This window comes from Pseudomonas sp. LBUM1651 (assembly GCF_059716135.1).
On sequence record NZ_CP166805.1, the window covers coordinates 4477748 to 4498353 of the forward strand.

The 20606-nt window shown below is 57.8% G+C and carries 14 protein-coding genes, 4 tRNA genes and 1 pseudogene; 8 read left to right on the forward strand and 11 right to left on the reverse strand.

Annotation, left to right across the window (positions count from 1 at the left end):
* Window positions 1-29 precede the first annotated feature (29 nt).
* Both ACA066_RS20870 and ACA066_RS20875 read left to right on the forward strand, forming a co-directional pair.
* The gene (locus tag ACA066_RS20870) at window positions 30-2111 is read left to right on the forward strand and encodes a carboxy terminal-processing peptidase (protein ID WP_497696456.1); all 2082 of its coding nucleotides are present in this window, start codon (window positions 30-32) and stop codon (window positions 2109-2111) included.
* 145 nt (window positions 2112-2256) lie between these two features.
* Window positions 2257-4047 (forward strand): bifunctional diguanylate cyclase/phosphodiesterase, encoded by a 1791-nt coding sequence (locus ACA066_RS20875; protein ID WP_497696457.1) that lies wholly within the window; start codon window positions 2257-2259, stop codon window positions 4045-4047.
* Window positions 4048-4183: 136 nt separating this feature from the next.
* On the opposite strand, the gene ACA066_RS20880 is transcribed toward ACA066_RS20875, so the two are convergent.
* From ACA066_RS20880 to bamJ, 5 genes are all read right to left on the reverse strand, one after another.
* A complete protein-coding gene (locus tag ACA066_RS20880) occupies window positions 4184-4588 on the reverse strand; it encodes an SEL1-like repeat protein (RefSeq protein WP_497696458.1) in 405 nt (134 codons plus the stop codon).
* Complete coding sequence (locus tag ACA066_RS20885) at window positions 4589-4960, reverse strand: hypothetical protein (protein WP_007898892.1); 372 nt, start codon at window positions 4958-4960, stop codon at window positions 4589-4591.
* The gene (locus ACA066_RS20890) at window positions 4957-5298 is read right to left on the reverse strand and encodes a helix-turn-helix domain-containing protein (RefSeq protein ID WP_461953791.1); all 342 of its coding nucleotides are present in this window, start codon (window positions 5296-5298) and stop codon (window positions 4957-4959) included. Before ACA066_RS20890 ends, ACA066_RS20885 begins: the two co-directional genes overlap by 4 nt.
* Before the next feature lie 113 nt (window positions 5299-5411).
* Window positions 5412-5867, reverse strand: a complete 456-nt coding sequence (locus tag ACA066_RS20895; RefSeq protein ID WP_497696459.1) for a YkvA family protein — start codon at window positions 5865-5867, stop codon at window positions 5412-5414.
* A 292-nt stretch (window positions 5868-6159) separates the two neighbouring features.
* Window positions 6160-6876, reverse strand: coding sequence for a BamJ family beta-barrel-assembly machinery protein (gene bamJ / locus ACA066_RS20900; RefSeq protein WP_497696460.1), 717 nt, complete (start codon window positions 6874-6876; stop codon window positions 6160-6162).
* A 269-nt stretch (window positions 6877-7145) separates the two neighbouring features.
* Here bamJ and ACA066_RS20905 point away from each other — a divergent pair, with 269 nt between their 5' ends.
* On the forward strand, window positions 7146-8954 hold the full coding sequence (locus ACA066_RS20905; RefSeq protein ID WP_497696461.1) for a di-heme-cytochrome C peroxidase: 1809 nt from the start codon (window positions 7146-7148) through the stop codon (window positions 8952-8954).
* A 29-nt stretch (window positions 8955-8983) separates the two neighbouring features.
* Entirely contained in the window at window positions 8984-10120 is a 1137-nt protein-coding gene (locus ACA066_RS20910) for a catalase family protein (RefSeq protein WP_497699933.1), read from the forward strand.
* Window positions 10121-10338: 218 nt separating this feature from the next.
* Here the strand turns inward: ACA066_RS20910 and ACA066_RS20915 are convergent.
* The 4 genes from ACA066_RS20915 to ACA066_RS20930 form a co-directional block, all read right to left on the reverse strand.
* A tRNA-Asp gene (locus tag ACA066_RS20915) sits at window positions 10339-10415 on the reverse strand.
* 19 nt (window positions 10416-10434) lie between these two features.
* Window positions 10435-10510, reverse strand: a tRNA-Val gene (locus ACA066_RS20920).
* Between the two features lie 188 nt (window positions 10511-10698).
* Window positions 10699-10775 (reverse strand) — tRNA-Asp (locus tag ACA066_RS20925).
* A gap of 19 nt (window positions 10776-10794) precedes the next feature.
* A tRNA-Val gene (locus tag ACA066_RS20930) sits at window positions 10795-10870 on the reverse strand.
* Between the two features lie 160 nt (window positions 10871-11030).
* Between ACA066_RS20930 and rdgC the strand changes: the two genes are divergently transcribed.
* The 3 genes and pseudogenes from rdgC to sugE all read left to right on the forward strand — a co-directional run bounded on the left by rdgC (window position 11031) and on the right by sugE (window position 12833).
* The gene (gene rdgC / locus ACA066_RS20935) at window positions 11031-11951 is read left to right on the forward strand and encodes a recombination-associated protein RdgC (RefSeq protein WP_497696462.1); all 921 of its coding nucleotides are present in this window, start codon (window positions 11031-11033) and stop codon (window positions 11949-11951) included.
* An 84-nt stretch (window positions 11952-12035) separates the two neighbouring features.
* Window positions 12036-12386, forward strand: a pseudogene (locus tag ACA066_RS20940) (bile acid:sodium symporter family protein); the annotation flags it as partial.
* A 132-nt stretch (window positions 12387-12518) separates the two neighbouring features.
* Window positions 12519-12833 (forward strand): quaternary ammonium compound efflux SMR transporter SugE, encoded by a 315-nt coding sequence (gene sugE, locus ACA066_RS20945; RefSeq protein WP_497696463.1) that lies wholly within the window; start codon window positions 12519-12521, stop codon window positions 12831-12833.
* An 80-nt stretch (window positions 12834-12913) separates the two neighbouring features.
* On the opposite strand, the gene ACA066_RS20950 is transcribed toward sugE, so the two are convergent.
* Window positions 12914-13675, reverse strand: a complete 762-nt coding sequence (locus ACA066_RS20950; protein ID WP_497696464.1) for an iron-containing redox enzyme family protein — start codon at window positions 13673-13675, stop codon at window positions 12914-12916.
* Between the two features lie 78 nt (window positions 13676-13753).
* Window positions 13754-16213, reverse strand: a complete 2460-nt coding sequence (locus ACA066_RS20955; RefSeq protein WP_497696465.1) for an EAL domain-containing protein — start codon at window positions 16211-16213, stop codon at window positions 13754-13756.
* A 219-nt stretch (window positions 16214-16432) separates the two neighbouring features.
* Here ACA066_RS20955 and ACA066_RS20960 point away from each other — a divergent pair, with 219 nt between their 5' ends.
* Window positions 16433-20605 carry a hypothetical protein gene (locus ACA066_RS20960; protein ID WP_497696466.1) on the forward strand — a complete coding sequence of 1391 codons (4173 nt, stop codon included), beginning with the start codon at window positions 16433-16435 and terminating at the stop codon, window positions 20603-20605.
* Window position 20606: the final 1 nt, after the last annotated feature.

Genomic DNA, 20606 nt, shown 5'->3' on the forward strand with positions numbered 1-20606 from the left:
GTTATCAATTGTCCCCGCGTCGAATCAGCATGAAGCATTTGTTCCCCAGCACCGCCCTCGCCCTATTTATTGGTATCGGCCTGATGCCGATGTCGAGCAATACGTTCGCAGCCAATAGTTGGGACAAGCTTCAGCCTGATCGTGACGAAGTGATCGCCAGCCTGAATGTCGTCGAGTTACTCAAGCGCCACCACTACAGCAAGCCGCCGCTCGATGACGCGCGCTCCGTGATCATTTATGACAGCTACCTCAAGCTGCTGGATCCGTCGCGCAGCTACTTCATGTCCAGCGACATTGCCGAATTCGACAAGTGGAAAACCCAGTTCGACGACTTCCTCAAAAGCGGCGACCTCAACGCCGGTTTCACCATCTACAAGCGCTACCTGGACCGCGTAAAAGCGCGTCTGGACTTTGCCCTTGCGGAGCTGAACAAGGGCGTCGACAAGATCGACTTCACCGCCAAGGAAACCTTGCTGATCGACCGCAAGGACGCCCCTTGGCTCAAGTCCACCGCAGAGCTCGACGACCTGTGGCGCAAACGCGTCAAGGACGAAGTGCTGCGGATGAAAATTGCCGGCAAGGATTCCAAGCAGATTCAGGAAACCCTGACCAAGCGTTACAAGAATCAGCTTGCGCGTCTGGACCAGACCCGTCCGGAAGACATCTTCCAGGCCTACATCAACACCTTCGCCATGTCCTACGACCCGCACACCAATTATCTGTCGCCGGATAACGCGGAGAACTTCGACATCAACATGAGCCTGTCCCTCGAGGGCATCGGCGCCGTGTTGCAGAGCGACAACGATCAGGTGAAAGTCGTGCGTCTGGTGCCTGCCGGCCCGGCCGACAAAACCAAGCAGGTCGCACCGGCCGACAAGATTATCGGCGTTGCGCAGGGCAACAAAGAGATGGTCGACGTGGTTGGCTGGCGCCTGGACGAAGTGGTCAAGCTGATCCGTGGCCCGAAAGGCACCGTGGTGCGCCTGGAAGTCATCCCGGCCAGCAATGCGCCAAACGACCAGACCACCAAGATCGTGCCGATCACCCGCGAAGCGGTGAAGCTTGAAGACCAGGCGGTGAAGAAGTCGGTCCTCAACCTGAAACAGGACGGCAAGGACTACAAGCTCGGCGTCATCGAGATCCCGGCCTTCTACCTGGACTTCAAGGCCTTCCGTGCCGGCGATCCTGACTACAAGAGCACCACGCGCGACGTCAAGAAACTGCTGACCGAGCTGCAGAAGGACAAAGTCGACGGTGTGGTTATCGACCTTCGCAACAACGGCGGCGGCTCCCTGCAGGAAGCCACCGAGCTGACCAGCCTGTTCATCGACAAAGGTCCGACTGTTCTCGTGCGTAACGCCGATGGCCGGGTCGATGTGCTGGAAGATGAAAACCCGGGCGCGTTCTACAAAGGCCCGATGGCGTTGCTGGTCAACCGCTTGTCCGCCTCGGCTTCGGAGATTTTTGCCGGCGCCATGCAGGACTACCATCGCGCGTTGATCATTGGCGGCCAGACCTTCGGCAAAGGCACCGTGCAGACCATTCAGCCGCTGAACCATGGCGAACTGAAACTGACCCTGGCCAAGTTCTATCGGGTTTCCGGTCAGAGCACGCAGCATCAAGGCGTTCTGCCGGACATCGATTACCCGTCGATCATCGACACCAAGGAGATCGGCGAAAGCGCCCTGCCGGAAGCCATGCCGTGGGACACCATCCGCGCGGCGATCAAACCGGCGACCGACCCGTTCAAACCGTACATCACCCAGCTCAAATCCGAGCATGACGTGCGCACGGGCAAGGACGCGGAGTTCGTGTTCATCCGCGACAAACTGGCCCTGGCGCAAAAACTGATGGCGGAAAAAACCGTCAGCCTCAATGAAGCCGATCGTCGTGCACAACACGCCGATATCGAAGCCAAGCAGCTTGCCATGGAAAATATCCGTCGCAAGGCCAAAGGCGAAGAACCGCTCAAAGAGCTGAAGAAAGAAGACGAAGACGCCCTCGCGGCCGAGCCGGACAAGACCAAACCAGAAGACGATGCCTACCTGAGCGAGACCGGTCGGATTCTGTTGGACTACCTGAAACTCAACACCGCGGTCGCCAAGCACTGAGTTGTGACAAGCAAGATGATGGCAATTTAATTCTGACGCCCCGTAGCGTCATCAAACAGTCATCATTCTGTCGTGAAATAAAGGACTGGGAGCCTCTTTTTATCCAAGAGCGCTCCCAGTCCTTTTTTTATCGCCAGAGATCGCCATGACCACTACCGAACAGCTGAGTGCGTTGAGTTCAATACTGACTCAAAGCGGTTTGCACAGCCTGTTCCAGCCAATCATTTCGCTCTCTGAACGCCGAATTATCGGCTACGAAGCCCTCAGTCGCGGCCCCTCCAACAGCCCGCTGCACTCGCCCATCGCCTTGTTCGCCGTCGCCCGCCAGGCCGGCCGCTTGAACGAGCTGGAAATTGCCTGTCGTGAGAGTGCTTGCCGACGCTTCAATGAACAGCAACTGCCAGGCAAACTCTTTCTCAACGTGTCACCGGAATCCCTGCTGGAAGCGGCCCACCAACCGGGTCGAACCCTGCAACTGCTGCAGGATTTCGGCATACCGCCCAGTCAGGTGGTCATCGAACTCACCGAACAGACCCCGACCGACGATTTCCAGCTGCTGCAAAACGCGCTGCATCACTATCGGGCGATGGGTTTTTCCATTGCACTGGATGATTTGGGAGCGGGTTATTCGAGCTTGCGCCTGTGGTCCGAGCTGCGACCTGACTATGTGAAGATCGACCGGCACTTCATCGACGGCATTCATCAGGATGCCCTCAAACGTGAATTTGTCGGATCAATCATGCAAATCGCCAAAGCCTCGCGGGCGCAAGTGATTGCTGAAGGTATCGAACTGCCGGAGGAGCTTGCGGTGTTGACCGATATGGGCGTCGATCTGGTCCAGGGCTATTTGCTCTGTCGACCCCAGGAACATCCGCCGAGGGATGCTCGAAGCCTGATGCCCAAGCAGGACAGCTCCGCTGTGGCGCTGAACGACGAAGGCAGCGACCTCAGCGCCCTCTTGAACGATCAGCCAGCGGTCGCGCGGGATACGCCGACAGCGACGGTACTGGAAGCCTTCCGCCGCCAGGCCAACCTGAACTCGCTGGCGGTGCTCGACGACTACGGCCATCCCTGTGGCATCGTTCACAGGCATTCGCTCTCGGACGCCCTGCTCAAACCTTTTGCCACCGACTTGTTCGCCCGCAAGCCCATCAGCCGTTTGATGAACGATGACTTTCTCGCCGTCGAGATGAGCCAGTCGCTGCAACAGGTCAGCCGCCTGATCACCAGCCGCGCCCGACAACGCATTGAAGAAGACTTCATCATTACCCTGAACGGCGGGTATCTGGGGCTGGGTCGGGTGATCGACGTACTGAAGCTGATTACCGAACTGAAGATCCAGCAGGCCCGCTACGCCAACCCGCTGACCCTTCTGCCGGGCAACGTACCGATCCAGCAATGCCTGACGCGCCTGCTGCAACAGCAACGGGAGTCGGTGATCTGCTACGTGGACATCGACAGTTTCAAACCCTTCAACGACATCTACGGCTACGGCCGCGGGGACGAAGTCCTGCTGTGCCTGGCGCAATGCCTGAATGATCGCGTCGACCCTTCCCGCGACTTTGTCGGCCATATCGGCGGCGACGATTTCCTGCTGGTGCTCGGGCCGGAAGACTGGCGCAAACGTTTGAACCAGTTGCTCGACGATTTCCAGAGCCAGTGCCGGCGCTTCTACCGCAGCGAACACCTGGAGGCCGGCTGCTTCATCGCCCCGAACCGCCAGGGTGTGCGGCAGGAATTTCCGCTGCTGTCACTGTCGATCGGCGTGGTGCATTTACATCCACAGGCCTGTGGACAACTCGATGCGAGCCAGTTGGCGGAAATGGCGTCGCAGGCCAAGCATCACGCGAAGAATGTGCCGGGGTATAGCGTGCATGTGATTGATAGCCTGGCGGTGCCGGGGCGAAAGGATGAATTGCTGATGGGGCAGCGGTGATTGGCCTGACGTCTTCGCGGGCAAACCTCGCTCCTACAGGTTTTGTTTTTTCGCAACATTTCCATACGACACCAGACCTGTAGGAGCGAGGCTTGCCCGCGAAGGCGTCAGACCGGCCGACACAGATCAAAGAGGTTCACCCTGAACCGCGAGACGCCAACTCTTTGAGTTTGACCTCAGCCAACGGATGCCCGGCCTTGGCAGCGATAGTCCAGAACCTGGCGGCCTCATCCGGATCCGGCGCCTTGCTCGCCGTCCCGGCCAGGCAGATCACGCCCACCTGATACGCCGCCTTGCCATCACCCGCCAACGCCGCCAGACGCAGCAATCGGACACCTTCCTCACGAGCCCCCAGGCCAACGCCGCGAAAGGCCAGAATGTGGCCATAGAAGCTTTGAGCGCCGACGTCACCCAAGTTGGCCATGCGTGCGAACTGGCCTTCGAGCCAGCTCCAGCCACGGGGCTGGTGCACGAACCATGACCAATGAAACAACCGGCGGGCCAACCAGTAACCGGCCCGCGCCTTGAGTCGCAAAAACACTCAGGCCTCGGCCGATTCGGGGTATTCGTACTCGAAAACCCGCACCACTTCCGAAGCATGCCAGGACGCGGCAGCGACACCATCGGACGGCCCTGAGAAACGCCCCAGACGCTCGACGCATTCAAAAAACCCGGTGCGCGGCAGGCGACTGGCGCCCTGGCTGATCACCAGCGAACTGCGCAAGGGTTGTTCGGCCCTGGCGTCCAGCGCGGCCAGATGTTCAAGGGCTGCAGTCAAGGTTTGCATGGCCGGCGTCGGGAGTTGCAGACGCTCCAGCAACGCGCGATAAGTCAGCAGATGTCGCTGGCGGCGTGCCTGATCCAGTTCGCCCAGCAACCCGTCCCAATGTTGACGACTGATGCGTACGCTCACGATTCATCCCTCCACCCTGGCACCGTCAATTCCCAGGCCAGACTGCGGCGAATCGCAGCGTCGGGTTGACGCTCGCCACTTTCGATCAAGGCCAGATAAGACGGGCTTATGCCTACCGTGCGGGCGAGCGCCTCGATGGCGATGCCCTTCCCTTCGCGCAAACTGCGTAGTTGATCCAGACCCGGAAGAATCTGGTCGGGTGTTGCCGCGTGACGCACTGTTGCCTCGCGCGGCGGTTGCTCATTGATGCCTGCTGCTTTCAGTAGAGCCTGATACTGAGCCCACGGCAGAACCGCATACTCGGGCTCGCCTTCGCGTGTGATTATCTGAATATCCATGACTTCCCCGTAGGACAACGACACTTAGCGAGTCGGCGCTTTTTCCTAGAAGTGTAATCCTAACAGCGGCCAAGGTCGCGGGGCCATGAATATAGGGATGATCCTGAATCGGCTCAGTTTTTTTTCGGCCCCTGAAGCTGAAGTTGCTCCAGGGTATCGGGCAGTCGCTCGACCACCGCGAGCTTCTCCGGCACCTGCCGTTTGCGCCAGGCGCGAAACGCATTGAGTTCGTCATCGAGGACTTTCATCAGCCAGGCGAGCACGGCGATGTCATCGAGCATGCCGAACACTGGAATGAAATCCGGAATCGCATCCACCGGACTCAGGAAGTACATCAGGCCCGCCACCACCGAGATCAGCGCTTTCGGACTGATGGCGCGGTACTCGCCACGCCAGTACGCCAGGCACAAAGCCTGCAACAGGCGCAGGTCGTCTTTGAGCTTGCCCAATCGGTTGCCTTGGCTCGCGCCTTTGCTGGCCACCGCGAACAACAGCGCTGGCAATCGTCCACGGGCGAGCAGGCGTCCGGCCAAAGGCAGGAAATGAGCGAAATTCCAGGGTGCTTTCATTATTCCTCCCACTGAAATGTTATCCACACAAATTGTGGATAACCTTGTGAACAGACCTGCATTTCACGGCTGAAAGCCCCGTTTCATAAGGGCTTTGCTCAGATCGGGCGTTTTTTACTCACATAAAAAAACCCAAGATTTCATTGACTTGGCGCTCTGCCGCGGTTAGCGCAGGCGCCTCAATGGCTATGACTCCAGCCTACTGCATCCGTTCGCTTTGTTTACCCTCACCAACCGCCAGATGCAACAACGCCCCGCATAAGCGAGGCGTTGTTGTCAGAACGGACGCTGATTACTTCGCGGCGTCGTCTTGCTTGGATGGATCCTTGATCGCCAGCAGCTCGAGGTCGAATACCAGCACCGAGTTGGCTGGAATCGCCGGGCTTGGGCTTTGGGCGCCGTAAGCCAGTTCGCTAGGGATGTACAGTTTGTACTTCTCGCCAACGTGCATCAGTTGCAGGCCTTCGACCCAACCCGGGATCACACCGCTGACCGGCAGATCGATCGGGCTGCCGCGCTCGACGGAGCTGTCGAAGACGGTGCCGTTGGTCAGGGTTCCGGTGTAGTGAACAGTGACTACGTCAGTCGGCTTTGGCTGTTCGCCGTCGGCTTTCTTGACCACTTCAAATTGCAGGCCCGAAGCAGTGGTGGTGACACCGGCTTTCTTGGCGTTGTCTTCGAGGAACTTCTTGCCGGCGGCTGCCGACTCTTCGCTCATTTTGGCCATGCGTTCTTCAGCACGCTTTTGCAGCGCGGCGAAGGCTTCGACCAGTTCTTCGTCCTTCAGCTTCTGTTCTTTCTTGCCGACGGCATCTTCGATGCCCTGGGCTACGGCTTTGGAGTCCAGGTCATCCATGCCTTCCTGAGCCAGGCTCTTGCCCATGTTCAGGCCAATCCCGTAGGAAGCTTTTTGCGCCGGGGTTTTCAGCTCTACGCTGGTCTGCGAGTCACAACCCGCGAGTACCAGGCTAACCAGGGCCACCGCCGCCGCCAACCGATGCTGTTTCATGCTATTTCCTTGTTCATGCGCCTAAAGGGCAATCGAATAAAGTCGCGAGCTTATCAGGCGGCCACGACCAATGGCTACCGGCATGAGAGCAGGAAACTTCTGATAAGTTCAGGTGTTTTAACGCATTTCCGGAATCGGATGATGAAGCTTCTGTCATCTTCGCCTCACAGACACAACTGACCTGTCCGATAATACTTGGCGTAATGGCCACTTGCCGCACGCCTGCAGCTGAGGCATAAGAGAGCGACAAATCGACAAGGATGTTTATCTTGCGCCTCTTTTATCGCTTGCTGGTTCTGATCGTTGCGTTGCTGGGCGTGTGCCTGGCCGTGATTCTGTATTACGTCGCCAACCCGAAACTGCCGACCTGGACGCCTGCGCAGCAGGTGCATTATCTGGAGCAGTGGAGCGCGACTGACCGCCAGACCTACTACTTCACGCCCCAGGGCACTCAAGTCAAAGGCTTGCGCTACGACTGGTTCAACGCGCTCGAACTGCCTTTTTCGCAACAGCGGTTTGCCGCTCCGGAATACCTCGCACGCTTCGGTTTTCTAGTCGATCCCGGGCAGAAAGCCACGCCGAACAACCCCGGCAACCTGCCCGTGGGCTTTGCCCGTCATCAAAACCCCGGCAACCCGGACCAGTTTCTGGACATCACCTGTGCCGCCTGCCACACCGGCGAATTGCGCTTCAACGGCCAGGCCATCCGCATCGATGGCGGTTCGGCGCAGCATGTCTTGCCGTCCAGCGTTCCTACACTGCGCGGTGGCAGTTTCGGACAGGCATTGGTCGCCAGTCTCGCTTCGACTTACTACAACCCATGGAAATTCGAACGTTTCGCTCGCAACGTGCTGGGCCAGGACTACGACGCCCGGCATCAACAACTGCGTAAAGACTTCAAGACCTCTCTCGACACCTTCCTGAAAGTGGCCTGGAACGACACTCACCGCGGGCTCTACCCGACAGAGGAAGGCCCTGGCCGTACCGACGCGTTCGGGCGCATTGCCAACGCCAGTTTCGGTGATGCGATTTCCCCGGCCAACTACCGCGTGGCCAACGCTCCTGTCGACTATCCACAACTGTGGGACATGTGGACCTTCAATTGGGTGCAGTGGAACGGCTCGGCACAGCAGCCGATGGCTCGCAATATCGGTGAGGCCCTGGGGGTAGGCGCCACGCTGAACTTCTTCGACAGCAACGGGCAGCCACTCAAGGGCGACAATCGCTATCCGTCCAGCGTCCGGGTGCGCGATTTACACCAGATCGAGGAAACCCTGCAGCGACTCAAACCGCCGGCCTGGCCGGAAGACCTGCTGGGTGCCATCGACAAACCGCTGGCAACCAAGGGGCATGCGCTGTTTGCGGAAAACTGCGCCGGTTGCCACGTTCCGCGGGCTGCTCAGGAAGGCGAACGCTGGGTACAGCATTTGCAAATGCTGCCCGTCGATGTCATCGGCACCGATCCGACTGCCGCGAACAACATCGCCAACCACCGTTTCGATCTGACCGCCCTGCAATGGGACCCGGCGGAGCTTGCGCAGATGGACGTGAGGTTGCACCCAGAACCCAAGGAACCGCTGGACTTGAGCCAACTATCGGTGGCCAAGGGCCTGGCCTACGTCACTGCGTTCGTAGAGAACCGCGCTTACCGTGAGGCCAAGGTCACAGCAGCGGAGAAGCCGCGGCTCGACGGCTTCGGCCTGCCGATCGGCGTTCGAGAAAAAGCGGCCTACAAGGCCCGTCCTCTGGCGGGCGTGTGGGCAACGGCGCCGTTTCTGCACAACGGTTCGGTGCCGAGCATTTATCAACTGCTCTCGCCTCAGGATGAACGCGCGACCACCTTCTACAAAGGCACGTTCGACTACGACCCGCGACACCTGGGCTATCGCACCGAAGCCTTCACCAACGGATTCCTGTTCGATACGCGCATGACCGGCAACCACAACAGCGGCCATGAATTCCGCGCCGGTGAGCGCGGCAATGGGGTCATCGGCCGGTTGTTGCAACCCGAGGAGCGCTGGGCGCTGCTGGAGTACCTGAAAGTGCTGGGCGGCCCGATAGAGACGCAACTGCCATGATCATGACCACCTTCAAGAAGGATTTGCCGATGCTTGCCCGGTTCTGGTTGTGGCTGGGTCGCCTGTTCGGCAAAACCCTGCTGACTCTGCTGTGCATCGGCTTGCTCGGCTGGGCGCTGGTCACTGCATGGTATGCCTGGCAGCACCGCGGCCCGGTTTCGACACTGGAGCAGATCCCGGATGGCGAAGCAGCCATGACCCGGGATGTGATTCAGACCGCCGTGCGCATTGTCGATCAACACCGTGAAAGCACCCGCTACCTGCGCGACGCCCATGCCAAGGCCCATGGCTGCGTGAAGGCCGAGGTGCAGGTGTTGCCGGAACTGGCGCAGGATCTGCGCCGCGGTGTCTTCAGCGAACCGGGCAAGCGCTGGCAGGCGACCATGCGCCTGTCCAACGGCAACGCTTATCCGCAATTCGACAGCATTCGGGATGCCCGGGGCATGGCGATCAAATTGTTGGATGTGCCGGGCAAGCCGCTGCTCGGCGACCGCCAAGGGCAACACGAGCAGGACTTTGTGATGTTCAGCCATCCGAACTTCTTTGTCAGCGATGTCGCCGAGTACCGTCAGAATGTCGCGGCTCAGGCTGACGGAAAAAAGGTCATGGCGTTTTTTCCTGGCTGGGATCCGCGTACCTGGCAGGTCCGTCATTTGTTCATCGCCCTGGCGACGCTGTCCCCGCCACCGGAAAGCCCGACACGTACCACCTATTTTTCGGTATCGCCGTATAAATTCGGTGAGGCCAATGCCAAGTTCCGGGTGATGCCGGATTCGGACAACTGCCCGGCCTACACCTTGCCCAAGCAGAACCACGATCTGCCGAACTTCCTGCGTAACGCCCTGACTCAACAGTTATCCACGGATCGGGTGCCGGCGTGTTTTGTCCTGCAGATCCAGCGCCAGGATGCGAACAGGTTCATGCCGATCGAAGACACCAGCATCGAGTGGCGCGAGCAGGATGCGCCGTTCGAAACCGTAGCCCGGATCACCCTGCCCCCTCAGGACTTCGACACCCCGGCGCAGAATCTGCAATGCGACAACCTGTCGTTCAACCCGTGGTTCGGTCTGGAGGCTCATCGCCCGATTGGCGGTATCAACCGGTTGCGCAAAGCCGTGTACGAAGCGGTCAGTGACTACCGGCACAGTCGAAACGCCGACCTGTAGGAGCAGCCGGTCGACGCTCGATTGCTCGCGATGGACGTTAACGATAACGCGTGCTGTCTGGATCAACGCGTTGCCTGAGCGTTTTTCGTCGGAACGCCGCCCGGAGCAAGCTCGCTCCTTGGTTTCGCGCATTGGCCAAACCCCAGACAGCAAAAAGCCCGCATAAAGCGGGCTTTTTCCGTGGTGACCTGGCGTTCAGCGTTCCAGGTGACCGAATATGGCGCAGCGGACGGGACTCGAACCCGCGACCCCCGGCGTGACAGGCCGGTATTCTAACCGACTGAACTACCGCTGCGCGTAGCGTTGAAAGTAAGTGGTGGGTGATGACGGGATCGAACCGCCGACATTCTGCTTGTAAGGCAGACGCTCTCCCAGCTGAGCTAATCACCCTTTACCTTCGTTGCGGGGCGCATTGTGCCACAGATTTTCATAACATGTTGATTTAATTGAAAAATATTTCAAATAAATCTGAAAACCGGTGAAACGATGCATCCAGCAGGAACTTCAGGCAGAAAAAAACCCGCGTTAGCGGGCTTTTCCGTGGCGACCTGGCGTTCAGCGTTCCAGGTAACCGAATATGGCGCAGCGGACGGGACTCGAACCCGCGACCCCCGGCGTGACAGGCCGGTATTCTAACCGACTGAACTACCGCTGCGCGTAACACTTGAAGCGAATGGTGGGTGATGACGGGATCGAACCGCCGACATTCTGCTTGTAAGGCAGACGCTCTCCCAGCTGAGCTAATCACCCTTCACTTTCGGTGTGGCGCGCATTCTACGGAGCGACCTCACCTCTGGCAAGCACTTTTTTAAATAATTTTTTCAGGCCTTCCAAAGGCTTAGAGAAGGGTTGGCCTATGGCGCCACGAAGAGAATAATGCCCCACTTTGTATAAAGGAGAGACTCGCCCCATGTGGTTCAAAAACCTGCTTATCTATCGCCTGACCCAAGATCTGCCTTTTGATGCCGAGGCGCTGGAAGCTGCACTGGCCACCAAATTGGCGCGTTCATGTGCAAGTCAGGAGTTGACCACCTACGGTTTCGTCGCGCCATTCGGCAAGGGCGAAGATGCACCGCTGGTGCACGTCAGCGGCGACTTCCTGCTGATCTCCGCGCGCAAAGAAGAACGCATCCTGCCGGGCAGCGTCGTGCGTGACGCTGTGAAGGAAAAGGTCGAAGAGATCGAAGCCGAACAAATGCGCAAGGTCTACAAAAAGGAACGCGACCAGATCAAGGATGAAATCATCCAGGCCTTCCTGCCTCGCGCCTTTATCCGTCGCTCGTCGACCTTCGCAGCGATCGCGCCGAAACAAGGCCTGATCCTGGTCAACTCGGCCAGCCCGAAACGCGCCGAAGACCTGCTCTCTACTCTGCGTGAAGTGATCGGCACGCTGCCGGTGCGTCCACTGACCGTGAAAATGTCCCCGACCGCCACCATGACTGAATGGGTCACTACCCAGAAAGCCGCGGACGATTTCTTCGTGCTGGACGAATGCGAACTGCGTGACACCCACGAAGACGGCGGCATCGTGCGCTGCAAGCGTCAGGACCTGACCAGCGAAGAAATCCAGTTGCACTTGAGCACTGGCAAAGTGGTCACTCAGCTGTCGCTGGCGTGGCAAGACAAACTGTCTTTCGTCCTCGACGACAAGATGGTGGTCAAGCGCCTGAAGTTCGAAGACCTGCTGCAGGATCAGGCGGAACAGGACGGTGGCGAAGAGGCCCTGGGCCAGCTGGATGCCAGTTTCACCCTGATGATGCTGACCTTCGGTGACTTCCTCCCGGCGCTGGTTGAAGCGTTGGGCGGTGAAGAGATGCCGCAAGGTATCTAAAGACAAACTGTTACCCTTGTGGGAGCGACCCCGCTCGCGATGGCGGACTGTCAGACGGTGAGCCCCTCTTCGCGAGCAGGCTCGCTCGTCACCGCTGTCGTCGCTGCCAGCCAGGCGAAAATCACCGAGTCCGGCCTGCTGATCATGGCCGTGGTGATGCTGCACAACAGCTTCGGTTACCTGCTGGGTTACTTCACCGGGCGCCTGTTCAAATTGCCACTGGCCCAGCGTAAATCCCTGGCGCTGGAGGTCGGCATTCAGAACTCCGGTTTGGGCGCTGCGCTGGCCAGTGCACACTTCTCGCCACTGGCGGCGGTGCCGAGCGCTTTGTTCAGCGTATGGCACAACATTTCCGGGGCCTTGCTCTCGACGTATTTCCGCCGGATGAGCGAGAAAGAAGATCGGCAAACAGCGGCGCAACAGGCCACTGACTGATCCGCGAACTTGTTCCACGAACTTGATCCCCGGTTTAATGATGGGCACTATACTGCGCAACGCGAGGACGACCTCGCGGCTCGATCGAGTCATTAATCTGGGGACGACCCCGTCAATTGATGGAGGTCTCTCATGTCCTGGGTCATTCTGTTTTTCGCCGGCCTGTTCGAAGTGGGCTGGGCTGTTGGCCTGAAATACACCGATGGTTTCAGCCGCCCTCTTCCCACCGCACTGACCGTCGTCGCCATGGCCATCAGCCTTGGCCTGCTCGGCCTTGCCATGAAGGAACTGCCGCTGGGCACCGCCTATGCGATCTGGACCGGCGTGGGTGCAGTCGGCACGGTCATCGCAGGGATCATTCTGTTTGGTGAGTCCATGGCGCTGTTCAGGCTCGCCAGTGTGGCATTGATCATTGCCGGGTTGATTGGACTGAAAGTCAGCACCTAGTCATTGCCGGTCCATACAAAATGCCCGCTCCCCTGGCGATGCCGGGGGAGCGGGCTTTTTCACTGGCATGAAAAAATGGATCAGCTTTCAGCCAGCGCCATGCGCTCACGCACGAGCGGAGCCTTCTCCACATGTTCAAGCTGCATGCAGCGTTCCAGGAACAGGAACATGTAGTCGTAGCTTTTGCACACCGCCTGACGCAGTTCGGCCTGCAAGGACTTGCTCGGGTTCAATCCTGCCAGCGTGCAGATGATTTCCAGCGCTTCCCATGGATGGGCATCGTCGTACTGGGCATGCATCTTCAGCCACTTCATGGCCCGCTTGCGATCTTCTTCGGGGAACGCGGCCGCGTAGACACCACTGGAGCAGACCAGCGCCGACCACTCACCTGTCGCGCCTTCAATGGCGTAGTTGGTGGCAGCAATGGCAACGATCAGCGAATCCGCCGAACTGGTGTGCCAGCACCAGTGACTCAAGGCATGAAGTTCAGGAGCCACCTGTTGCGCCTGCAGATCTTCCAGGCTGACACCGTGGGCGCGGCTCCAGTGCACCCAGTAATCGGCGTGGTTCAATTCCACCCGGATGTTGCGCATCAACCAGCGGCGCGCCATGTCCTCGCCCGGATGGCGGGCAAAACGGGTCTTGGTCAGGTTCTGGGCCATATACAACGCGAACTGTTCGACCACGGGCCAACCACCAATCAGGTAGTGACGCATGGTTTTGGCGCTGAGTTTGTTGTCTCGCATGCGCCTGTACAGTTCGTGTTCGACAACCCGGCGTTTACTCTCGCTGCAATCCTGGATCAGTTGCTGAGCCCAGGCGGGGTAACTTGCAGCTTCCATGAGGGGTCCGGTTCTGTTGAATGTGTCGATCACTGTCGGGTTCCTTTTGATTGTGATTGTAAGGATCAGCAAGAGATTTCAACGGAACGTGCCAGGCGCCTTGAATAACAACGGCTGTGGCCTGGCAGGACGACTTTGCAAACTATCGCAGGTAAACAGATGCGGGCGTTCAATCACATACCCTTGAGCGTAATCCACCCCGATCTCAAGCAATGCCTGCTCGATCTGGGGTGTTTCAACAAACTCGGCAATCGTACGCTTACCCATGACATGCCCGATGTGATTGATCACTTCGACCATGGCGCGGTTAATCGGGTCGTCCAGCATATCCTTTACGAAACTCCCGTCGATCTTCAGGAAGTCTACAGGCAAATGTTTCAAGTAGGCGAATGAGGACATACCGGCGCAAAAGTCGTCCAACGAAAAGTGACAACCTAAGCCTTTGAGTTCATTAATAAATCTAATTGCACTTCCAAGATTGGAAATAGCGCTGGTTTCAGTAATTTCAAAACAAATCATTTCAGGCGGTATGGAATAAGTAATGAACTGTTGACGCAGGAAGTCCAGGAACGCCTCATCTCCGATAGTTGTGCCTGACAGATTAATCGCACACATCGCCAACGGCCCTTTATGTTTCTCCGCTATACATTGGGCAATGATCTTGAATACATTCTGCACAACCCAACGATCAAGCGAAGTCATCAGGCCATAACGTTCCGCCGCCGGAATAAAGCTGTCGGGCAATATCATGCGCCCGGCTTCGTCATGCAGGCGCAACAGGATTTCGATATGCCCGCCACCCTGTTCGACATGACCAAGGGCCGCAATTTCCTGGGCATAAAGACAGAAACGGTCCTCCTCCAGCGCCATGTGCAGGCGCTGCACCCAAGCCATCTCACCAAAGCGCAGGGACAGTTCCGAGTCGTCGGCGTGATAGACCTGAACCCGGTTGCGGCCCTTTTCCTTGGCCATGTAACACGCCATGTCGGCGGCGCGCAGCGATGTTTCGAGGGTGGTGGGCTGCTGAGTGACATGCACCAGCCCGATACTCACGGTGGTCACGAACGGCCGGCCCTTCCAGACGAAGTGCAGGTTCTGCACGGTCTGGCGCAGGCCTTCGGCGATTTTCTCTGCCGCTTCCGGCGAACAGTTCTCCAGCAGAATGCCAAACTCGTCGCCACCCAGTCGGGCCAGGGTATCGCCTTCGCGCAAGCCCGATTGCAACAGCGCACAGATATGCCGCAGCAATTCGTCTCCCGCCGCGTGGCCGCAGGTATCGTTGACCAGCTTGAACTGATCCAGATCGAGAAACATCAGCGCATGACGCCCCGCCTGCCGCGTCAGGTTATGCAGCACCTGTTCCAGCCGATACTCGAATTCGCGGCGGTTGGCGAGGCCGGTCAAGGCATCATGGGTCGCCTGCCAGGACAAATTGGCAATGTACTGCCGCTCCTGGGTCATGTCGTGCAAGACCAGCACGGTGCCGCTGATCTTGCCGGCATTACGGATCGGCGCACCGACCAGCGTGACCGACACCGTGCTGCCATCCAGGCGTTGAATCAGCTTGGAGTGTTCGCTGCCGCCGCTGAGCTGTCCGCTCAGGATGTGCTCGATCAGCGTAAAGCCGTCGGCCTGAGCGTTTTCGTCCAGCAGATTGAACAGCGCTGCCAAGGGCAAACCTGTGGCCTGTTCGGCTTTCCAGTGCGTCAACGCCTCGGCGGCCGGGTTCATGTAGGCAATTGCGCCGTCGACATTGGTGGTGATCACGCCATCGCCAATCGATTGCAGGGTGATCTGCGCGCGTTCTTTTTCCAGCTGCAGCGCGTCGGCGAACGCATGGCGCTGTTTGAGCAATTTGTGCGTGCGCATCAGGGCCAGGATGATCAAACCCAGGGCCGTGGCGAGGTTGGTCACCAGCAACAGCCGCAGGATCATCCGCGAGCCTTCGCCCAAGGCATCGCTGAAGGCCTTCGCCGCCGGTGTCACACTTTCGTTGATGACGAATATCTGATCCTTCCAGCGCTTGATATCGGCATCGGTGGCCTGGCCGGTGGTGATGCGCTGATGCATCTCCCGCGCAATGTCATCGAGTTGCACCAGATAAGCGTCGCCCACCCTCCAGAGGTCAATGGCTTTCTCGTGGTAACTGAAGTGCCGGAAATTCAGGTACAGCCAGATCACACTATTGATGTCATCCGGGTGGTTGCCGCCCTTGAGGATCGCCACCCGCGCGGCTTCGATATTCGGCGGCTGATGATCCAGCGCCACACGCAACTCATGGTCCCCCTGAGGCACGGCAATCGCGTTCTGGTATTTGTTGAATATCGTCTCGTCGTGACTGTCGGCGTAGAGATTAAGGTAATAGATGGCGTCTTTCTGGCCCTTGGACCAGAGACTTTCACCGGCAACATAGCCGCGCACTGCCGACAGAACATACAGGCTGACACCGCCCAGCAGCGCCTGAAATAGCACGACGGCGATAAATGGCCAGACGATGCCCAACAACCGTGGCGTTCCGAAAGTCCGCGCTTGATTCATGAGGTCCCTTGTTTTAGCACTGCCAGATCATCATCCAACGTGATCGCTACAGCTAGACTAGGGTGCGTTGTCGATCCCGGCAAGCAGAGGATCGGCCTCAATGCCGTACACGTACGCCCCCATATAGATATATACCGCCAAAGCCGGTTTGGAGATCTGTTTACTGGGCACTTCGGGCTCCCCCTATCCGTTGCGGGAACCCTTTCAAAGGAGTGCAACATGACAGAGACGTCTTTACCTTCACCTGATCAACGCCCCCTGTCACCGGCGGACGAAGAATTTCGCGCCAGACAGGCTCTGGGGCTGGACGACGGCCCGAGTATCGAAGACTTGGGCCTGCGCCCCACTGCCAAGGATCGAAGAGGGTTCAAGGCTATTCAGCGCGCGGACCCCGACCTCGCGCAACACATGACCATCGACACTTACACAGCAAAACGCATCAATATTCAAATCACCGACATCGTGAAGGCTTTCCTGAACGGCAAGCGTTCGTTAATCGGTCATCTCGGCGCCTCTGTACTGGCTTCCGCCTCCATGGATCAACTGCGCGCGACGCCATCCGTACTTCTCCAGCGAATGCTGAACACGGTCGAAGCAAATGAGCTGGGCGACAGGCTGCTCAGGGCGCTCAAGTGGTATGGCGCAGGTCCTGGCGAACAAACTTCGGCGTCCGTGCGCCATCAACTGGTTTGCAAAGCCATATGCCTTTACTTGCACGCCCCGTCGGCAGATGAGCCGCAGGAAGTCGCCGGATTCCGCTGGCAAGACACGGCTCACTGGGGCAAAAGCTACCAGACCCTGCGCAGCGATTTTGAACAGCACTTGCTGCGCACCAAACGGGTCACTGATGCAAAAGAGGCGGCCCTTCTCGCGCGGGTGTTCGAGACCCGCCTCTCAAAGGACTTCGCTGTGCGCGATATCCCGTCCGACCTTCCTTACAAAAGTTCGGTGGTGTGGGTGAACTTCATGCACGGCGTACTGCTGGCAGATGAACTCGGCCTTGATCGATTGCAAGCGCTGTCCTTTCAACAACTTGTCGACTTGCCCCTGACCCGGAGCGCTGACGCCTCGCCCGAACAACTTGAACAGATTGCGCAATTGAGGATGGGTCCGGCACTGGAATGGGCGGTCTGCTGCGGCATCGTTCAATGGCGAAGAAAATCCGATTACGACGAGGACGATATGAAACAGGCGATGGCGGTTCTGGAAAGTCACAGCGAGAGCCTGAACAACGCCGTTATGACACTGGATTTGCCGCCCCCTGAAAGACTGAAGATGGCCAAACGGGTAAAGGATGATCTGTTTGGCGATGCAATGTTCGAATCAGACGGGCGCAAGTTGCTGCGCGATGACCCACCGAGCGGCGGATCCAGAGACACTCCCTCATTGAAGCTGCCAGGCTATGCATTCCTGGATGTCTATGCCGACGGCCAATTCGATGACAAGAGAAAATGGTTTGTAACCCAGTCCGACGGGAAAACACGAACCCGTCACTGGATCAAGATCGACGACAAGCGAACCCTGCGTCATGAGGATAAATTTCGCAAGGATCATGAGGGGATCGAAAGGCGTGTGACTACCAGATACGAAGGCAAGACGTTGCCTGATATCAGCACGCAGTTTGAAACAGACTTCACAAATTACCTCTCGAAAATCAGGCCGGCCTATCAGACCCTGATCACCAGCCTACTGACCTCACTGCCACTGGCCGACCGCCAAGCCCTTGAAGGGGGTGACGTCCGCTTGCTGAGCCTGCACCTGGAAGAAAAACTCATCAAGGTCAGGGGAGACATCCGGCCAAGAAAAGGTTTCGTACTACAGGTGACCCACAATCATGAAATCACCTATTACGAACTGATCCCGAGTGCTGGCGTCATTCGTTGCCGACCCCACCTGAGAGTTTCAACAGTCAACGGGGTTCGCACCTTGTTTCCGTTGCACGCTTCGATCCCCGGACAAACATATACGGCTGAAATCAGCACTACGCTGCTTCTCGATTGGGACGCTCACTTAAATGGCACACAGCCTGCTGACAGGGCGTACTGCATAGCGATCCTCGGCGTGGTAGGTGACATGCCCGCAGCTGTATCGCCAATCGCAGCCAGCCCTGGCGAAACAACAGCGCTGGCATCCTCCCGTTTGAATGAAGTGGCCCACTACATTGCAACGAATTTCCTGTTCGTCGATGAACAGCAGTTGCGTACCCAGGCCCGCGGCGTGACGGCATTCGACACCATCAGGGCCAGAAGCGAACAACGGGTCAATACGGCCATAGAAGTAGCCAAAGGGTTTGTGCCCTTCTGGGGCAGCATTGAGGATATTTTGTCGGGCAAAATTGACCGGATACTCATGGGCGTGGCCGGACTCGTGATAGACCTGGCTTCATTCCTCACCCCTGTCGGGAAATTCATTTCGGGTTCGGTGCGGTTGCTCAGGGCCGGCGCCAAAGCCTCGCAAATGACCGTCAAAGCAAGTCTGCCTTCCTTTTCAACGTTGACCCGAAAACTCCTGACCGCCACGCTGAGTAACCTCAATCCGCTGGACGGGGTACCGACACTACTCAAGTCAATGGGAAGCGGTGCGTGGAAAGGACTGCACACGGCGGGACGCGTTGGTGTTAGCGGGTTCAAGAAACTCACAGGACACGCCGACAGCTACCGACTGGTGCACAACCTGCCCCAGACAACCGATCCGGGGCGCTGGAAGCCGCTGACAAACAATGATCGACTGACAACGGTCAACGGTGTCGATGATGTACTTGTGCGCACTACCAGCCCGTCGGACCTGACCCGATTCCACCCCGTCGACCCGGTGACGTCCTTGCCCTATGGCCCCCGCCTGCACAATCACAGCGACAACCTCATACAGGGCCGATCAACCTTTAAAACGTTATCTCCTACCGAATCCCATGTCCTGGTAGAGCTCCCGAAAGACGTCCATGTCCGTGAAGTACTTGAGGTCGATGGTCGAACCACACTTTTCGTTGATGACATTCCCTATCGTCTGGACGGCAACCAACTGCGCCGTGCCGACTTGATTGATGATCAGGCGATGTTCAGATCCTTGCCTTGCCGGGTACGACGTATGCCGGGTGCCGAGGTATGCACGACCAAATTCGTCACCCGTGATCCGGCACCGACGCCGGCCGTTGGCAGTTTCGACGAAAGCAAAGGCTGGGCGCCGTGGTTCGGAGACAGTATCTATACGCCGGTCACTGCGGACCGGGAGATGTTGCTTAAAACCCTGAAGAAAAAAAATCGGCTCCCGGGTACGGTAGAGTTCCAAAAAGGGATTTATGGCAGGATCAAGGTGAGTATTCCCTACGGGACTCAGAATCAATTTGATACCTTCGAAGCCGGTGCCATCATCATCCCGGCGATAGACGATTCGAAGCGCTATGTGTTCACCCGACTGGATGCAGGAAATTTTTACGTCGCCGAACTGGCACAAGGTCAAAGCCTAAGAGACCCGCTGAATTTCAAGAAAGCTTCCACATTACCGGAAGATCTCAAAGCAGAATTGTTGACGGTCTACACCGGATCGTTGAATGCCAACAATATGGCAAGGATTCACGGTACGGAAGCGGTGGAACGTGCGTTGAAAACAATGGACGAAATTGCCATTCCGATTGGCGGCCACATGAACCCGCCCGATACGCTGAAGCTGCTCAAGGTCGATACCAGTCCAGGCGAAGCGGTGCTGTTCGATCACTCGACCCGAATGATTGTCACCCAGCTGCCGAAAGGTGCGACAAGCTGGTCGCGCAGCAAGGTCGCACCAGAAGCCTTCCGTCAAAGAACAGTGGAAATTTTCGATGCATTGTTCCTTGAGCCGAGCATCGTGCTGAAGGAGGCCGACAGCGCATTGAGGATCGACAGCACGATGAAAAAGCTTCACAACCTTATCCCTCGTCACGAGCGCCCGTTCAATGTTAGAAACATCGCCTATGCCGAAGTAGTCACCGCCACCGGGAAGCGGGAGGTCTATGTAAGTGTTTCGGGAGCGCAGGGGGCGACCGGACATCTGCCTTTGTTCAGACATAATCTGGGCGCAGATCAAGTCAAGGTAGGCGAAACGAACTACTTCAATGTTGATATGAACGAAGTTTTTCCCAGCACATCACTCCGCTTGTCTGATGAAGGCAAACTACTCGCTGTGCCAGCGACAATAAAAGATATTGATAGCTATCGTCCGGCACTGACTCTCAAGCCCACGTCACTGGACAGCGAAAGCAAGTTGGTCAGCGTGATTCGCGAAAAATACCCCGATCCCGGATCGATCGAAACGGTTAACGTCGCCACCACCATGCCACCCTGCGAATCCTGTTCGGTCGTTATCAAGGAATTCGGTTTCGACGGCGGTGAAAATGCGCTGAACGTCCTGTGGCACTGAT

Bases quoted from the DNA above. Each gene is read 5' to 3' on its own strand.
- ACA066_RS20895 (WP_497696459.1), bottom strand. From the start codon at position 5,867: ATGAAAGCACCCTGGAATTTCGCTCATTTCCTGCCTTTGGCCGGACGC.
- ACA066_RS20890 (WP_461953791.1), bottom strand. From the start codon at position 5,298: ATGGATATTCAGATAATCACACGCGAAGGCGAGCCCGAGTATGCGGTT.
- ACA066_RS20910 (WP_497699933.1), top strand. From the start codon at position 8,984: ATGCTTGCCCGGTTCTGGTTGTGGCTGGGTCGCCTGTTCGGCAAAACC.
- bamJ (WP_497696460.1), bottom strand. From the start codon at position 6,876: ATGAAACAGCATCGGTTGGCGGCGGCGGTGGCCCTGGTTAGCCTGGTA.
- ACA066_RS20875 (WP_497696457.1), top strand. From the start codon at position 2,257: ATGACCACTACCGAACAGCTGAGTGCGTTGAGTTCAATACTGACTCAA.
- ACA066_RS20950 (WP_497696464.1), bottom strand. From the start codon at position 13,675: ATGGAAGCTGCAAGTTACCCCGCCTGGGCTCAGCAACTGATCCAGGAT.
- ACA066_RS20955 (WP_497696465.1), bottom strand. From the start codon at position 16,213: ATGAATCAAGCGCGGACTTTCGGAACGCCACGGTTGTTGGGCATCGTC.
- ACA066_RS20870 (WP_497696456.1), top strand. From the start codon at position 30: ATGAAGCATTTGTTCCCCAGCACCGCCCTCGCCCTATTTATTGGTATC.
- rdgC (WP_497696462.1), top strand. From the start codon at position 11,031: ATGTGGTTCAAAAACCTGCTTATCTATCGCCTGACCCAAGATCTGCCT.
- ACA066_RS20960 (WP_497696466.1), top strand. From the start codon at position 16,433: ATGACAGAGACGTCTTTACCTTCACCTGATCAACGCCCCCTGTCACCG.
- sugE (WP_497696463.1), top strand. From the start codon at position 12,519: ATGTCCTGGGTCATTCTGTTTTTCGCCGGCCTGTTCGAAGTGGGCTGG.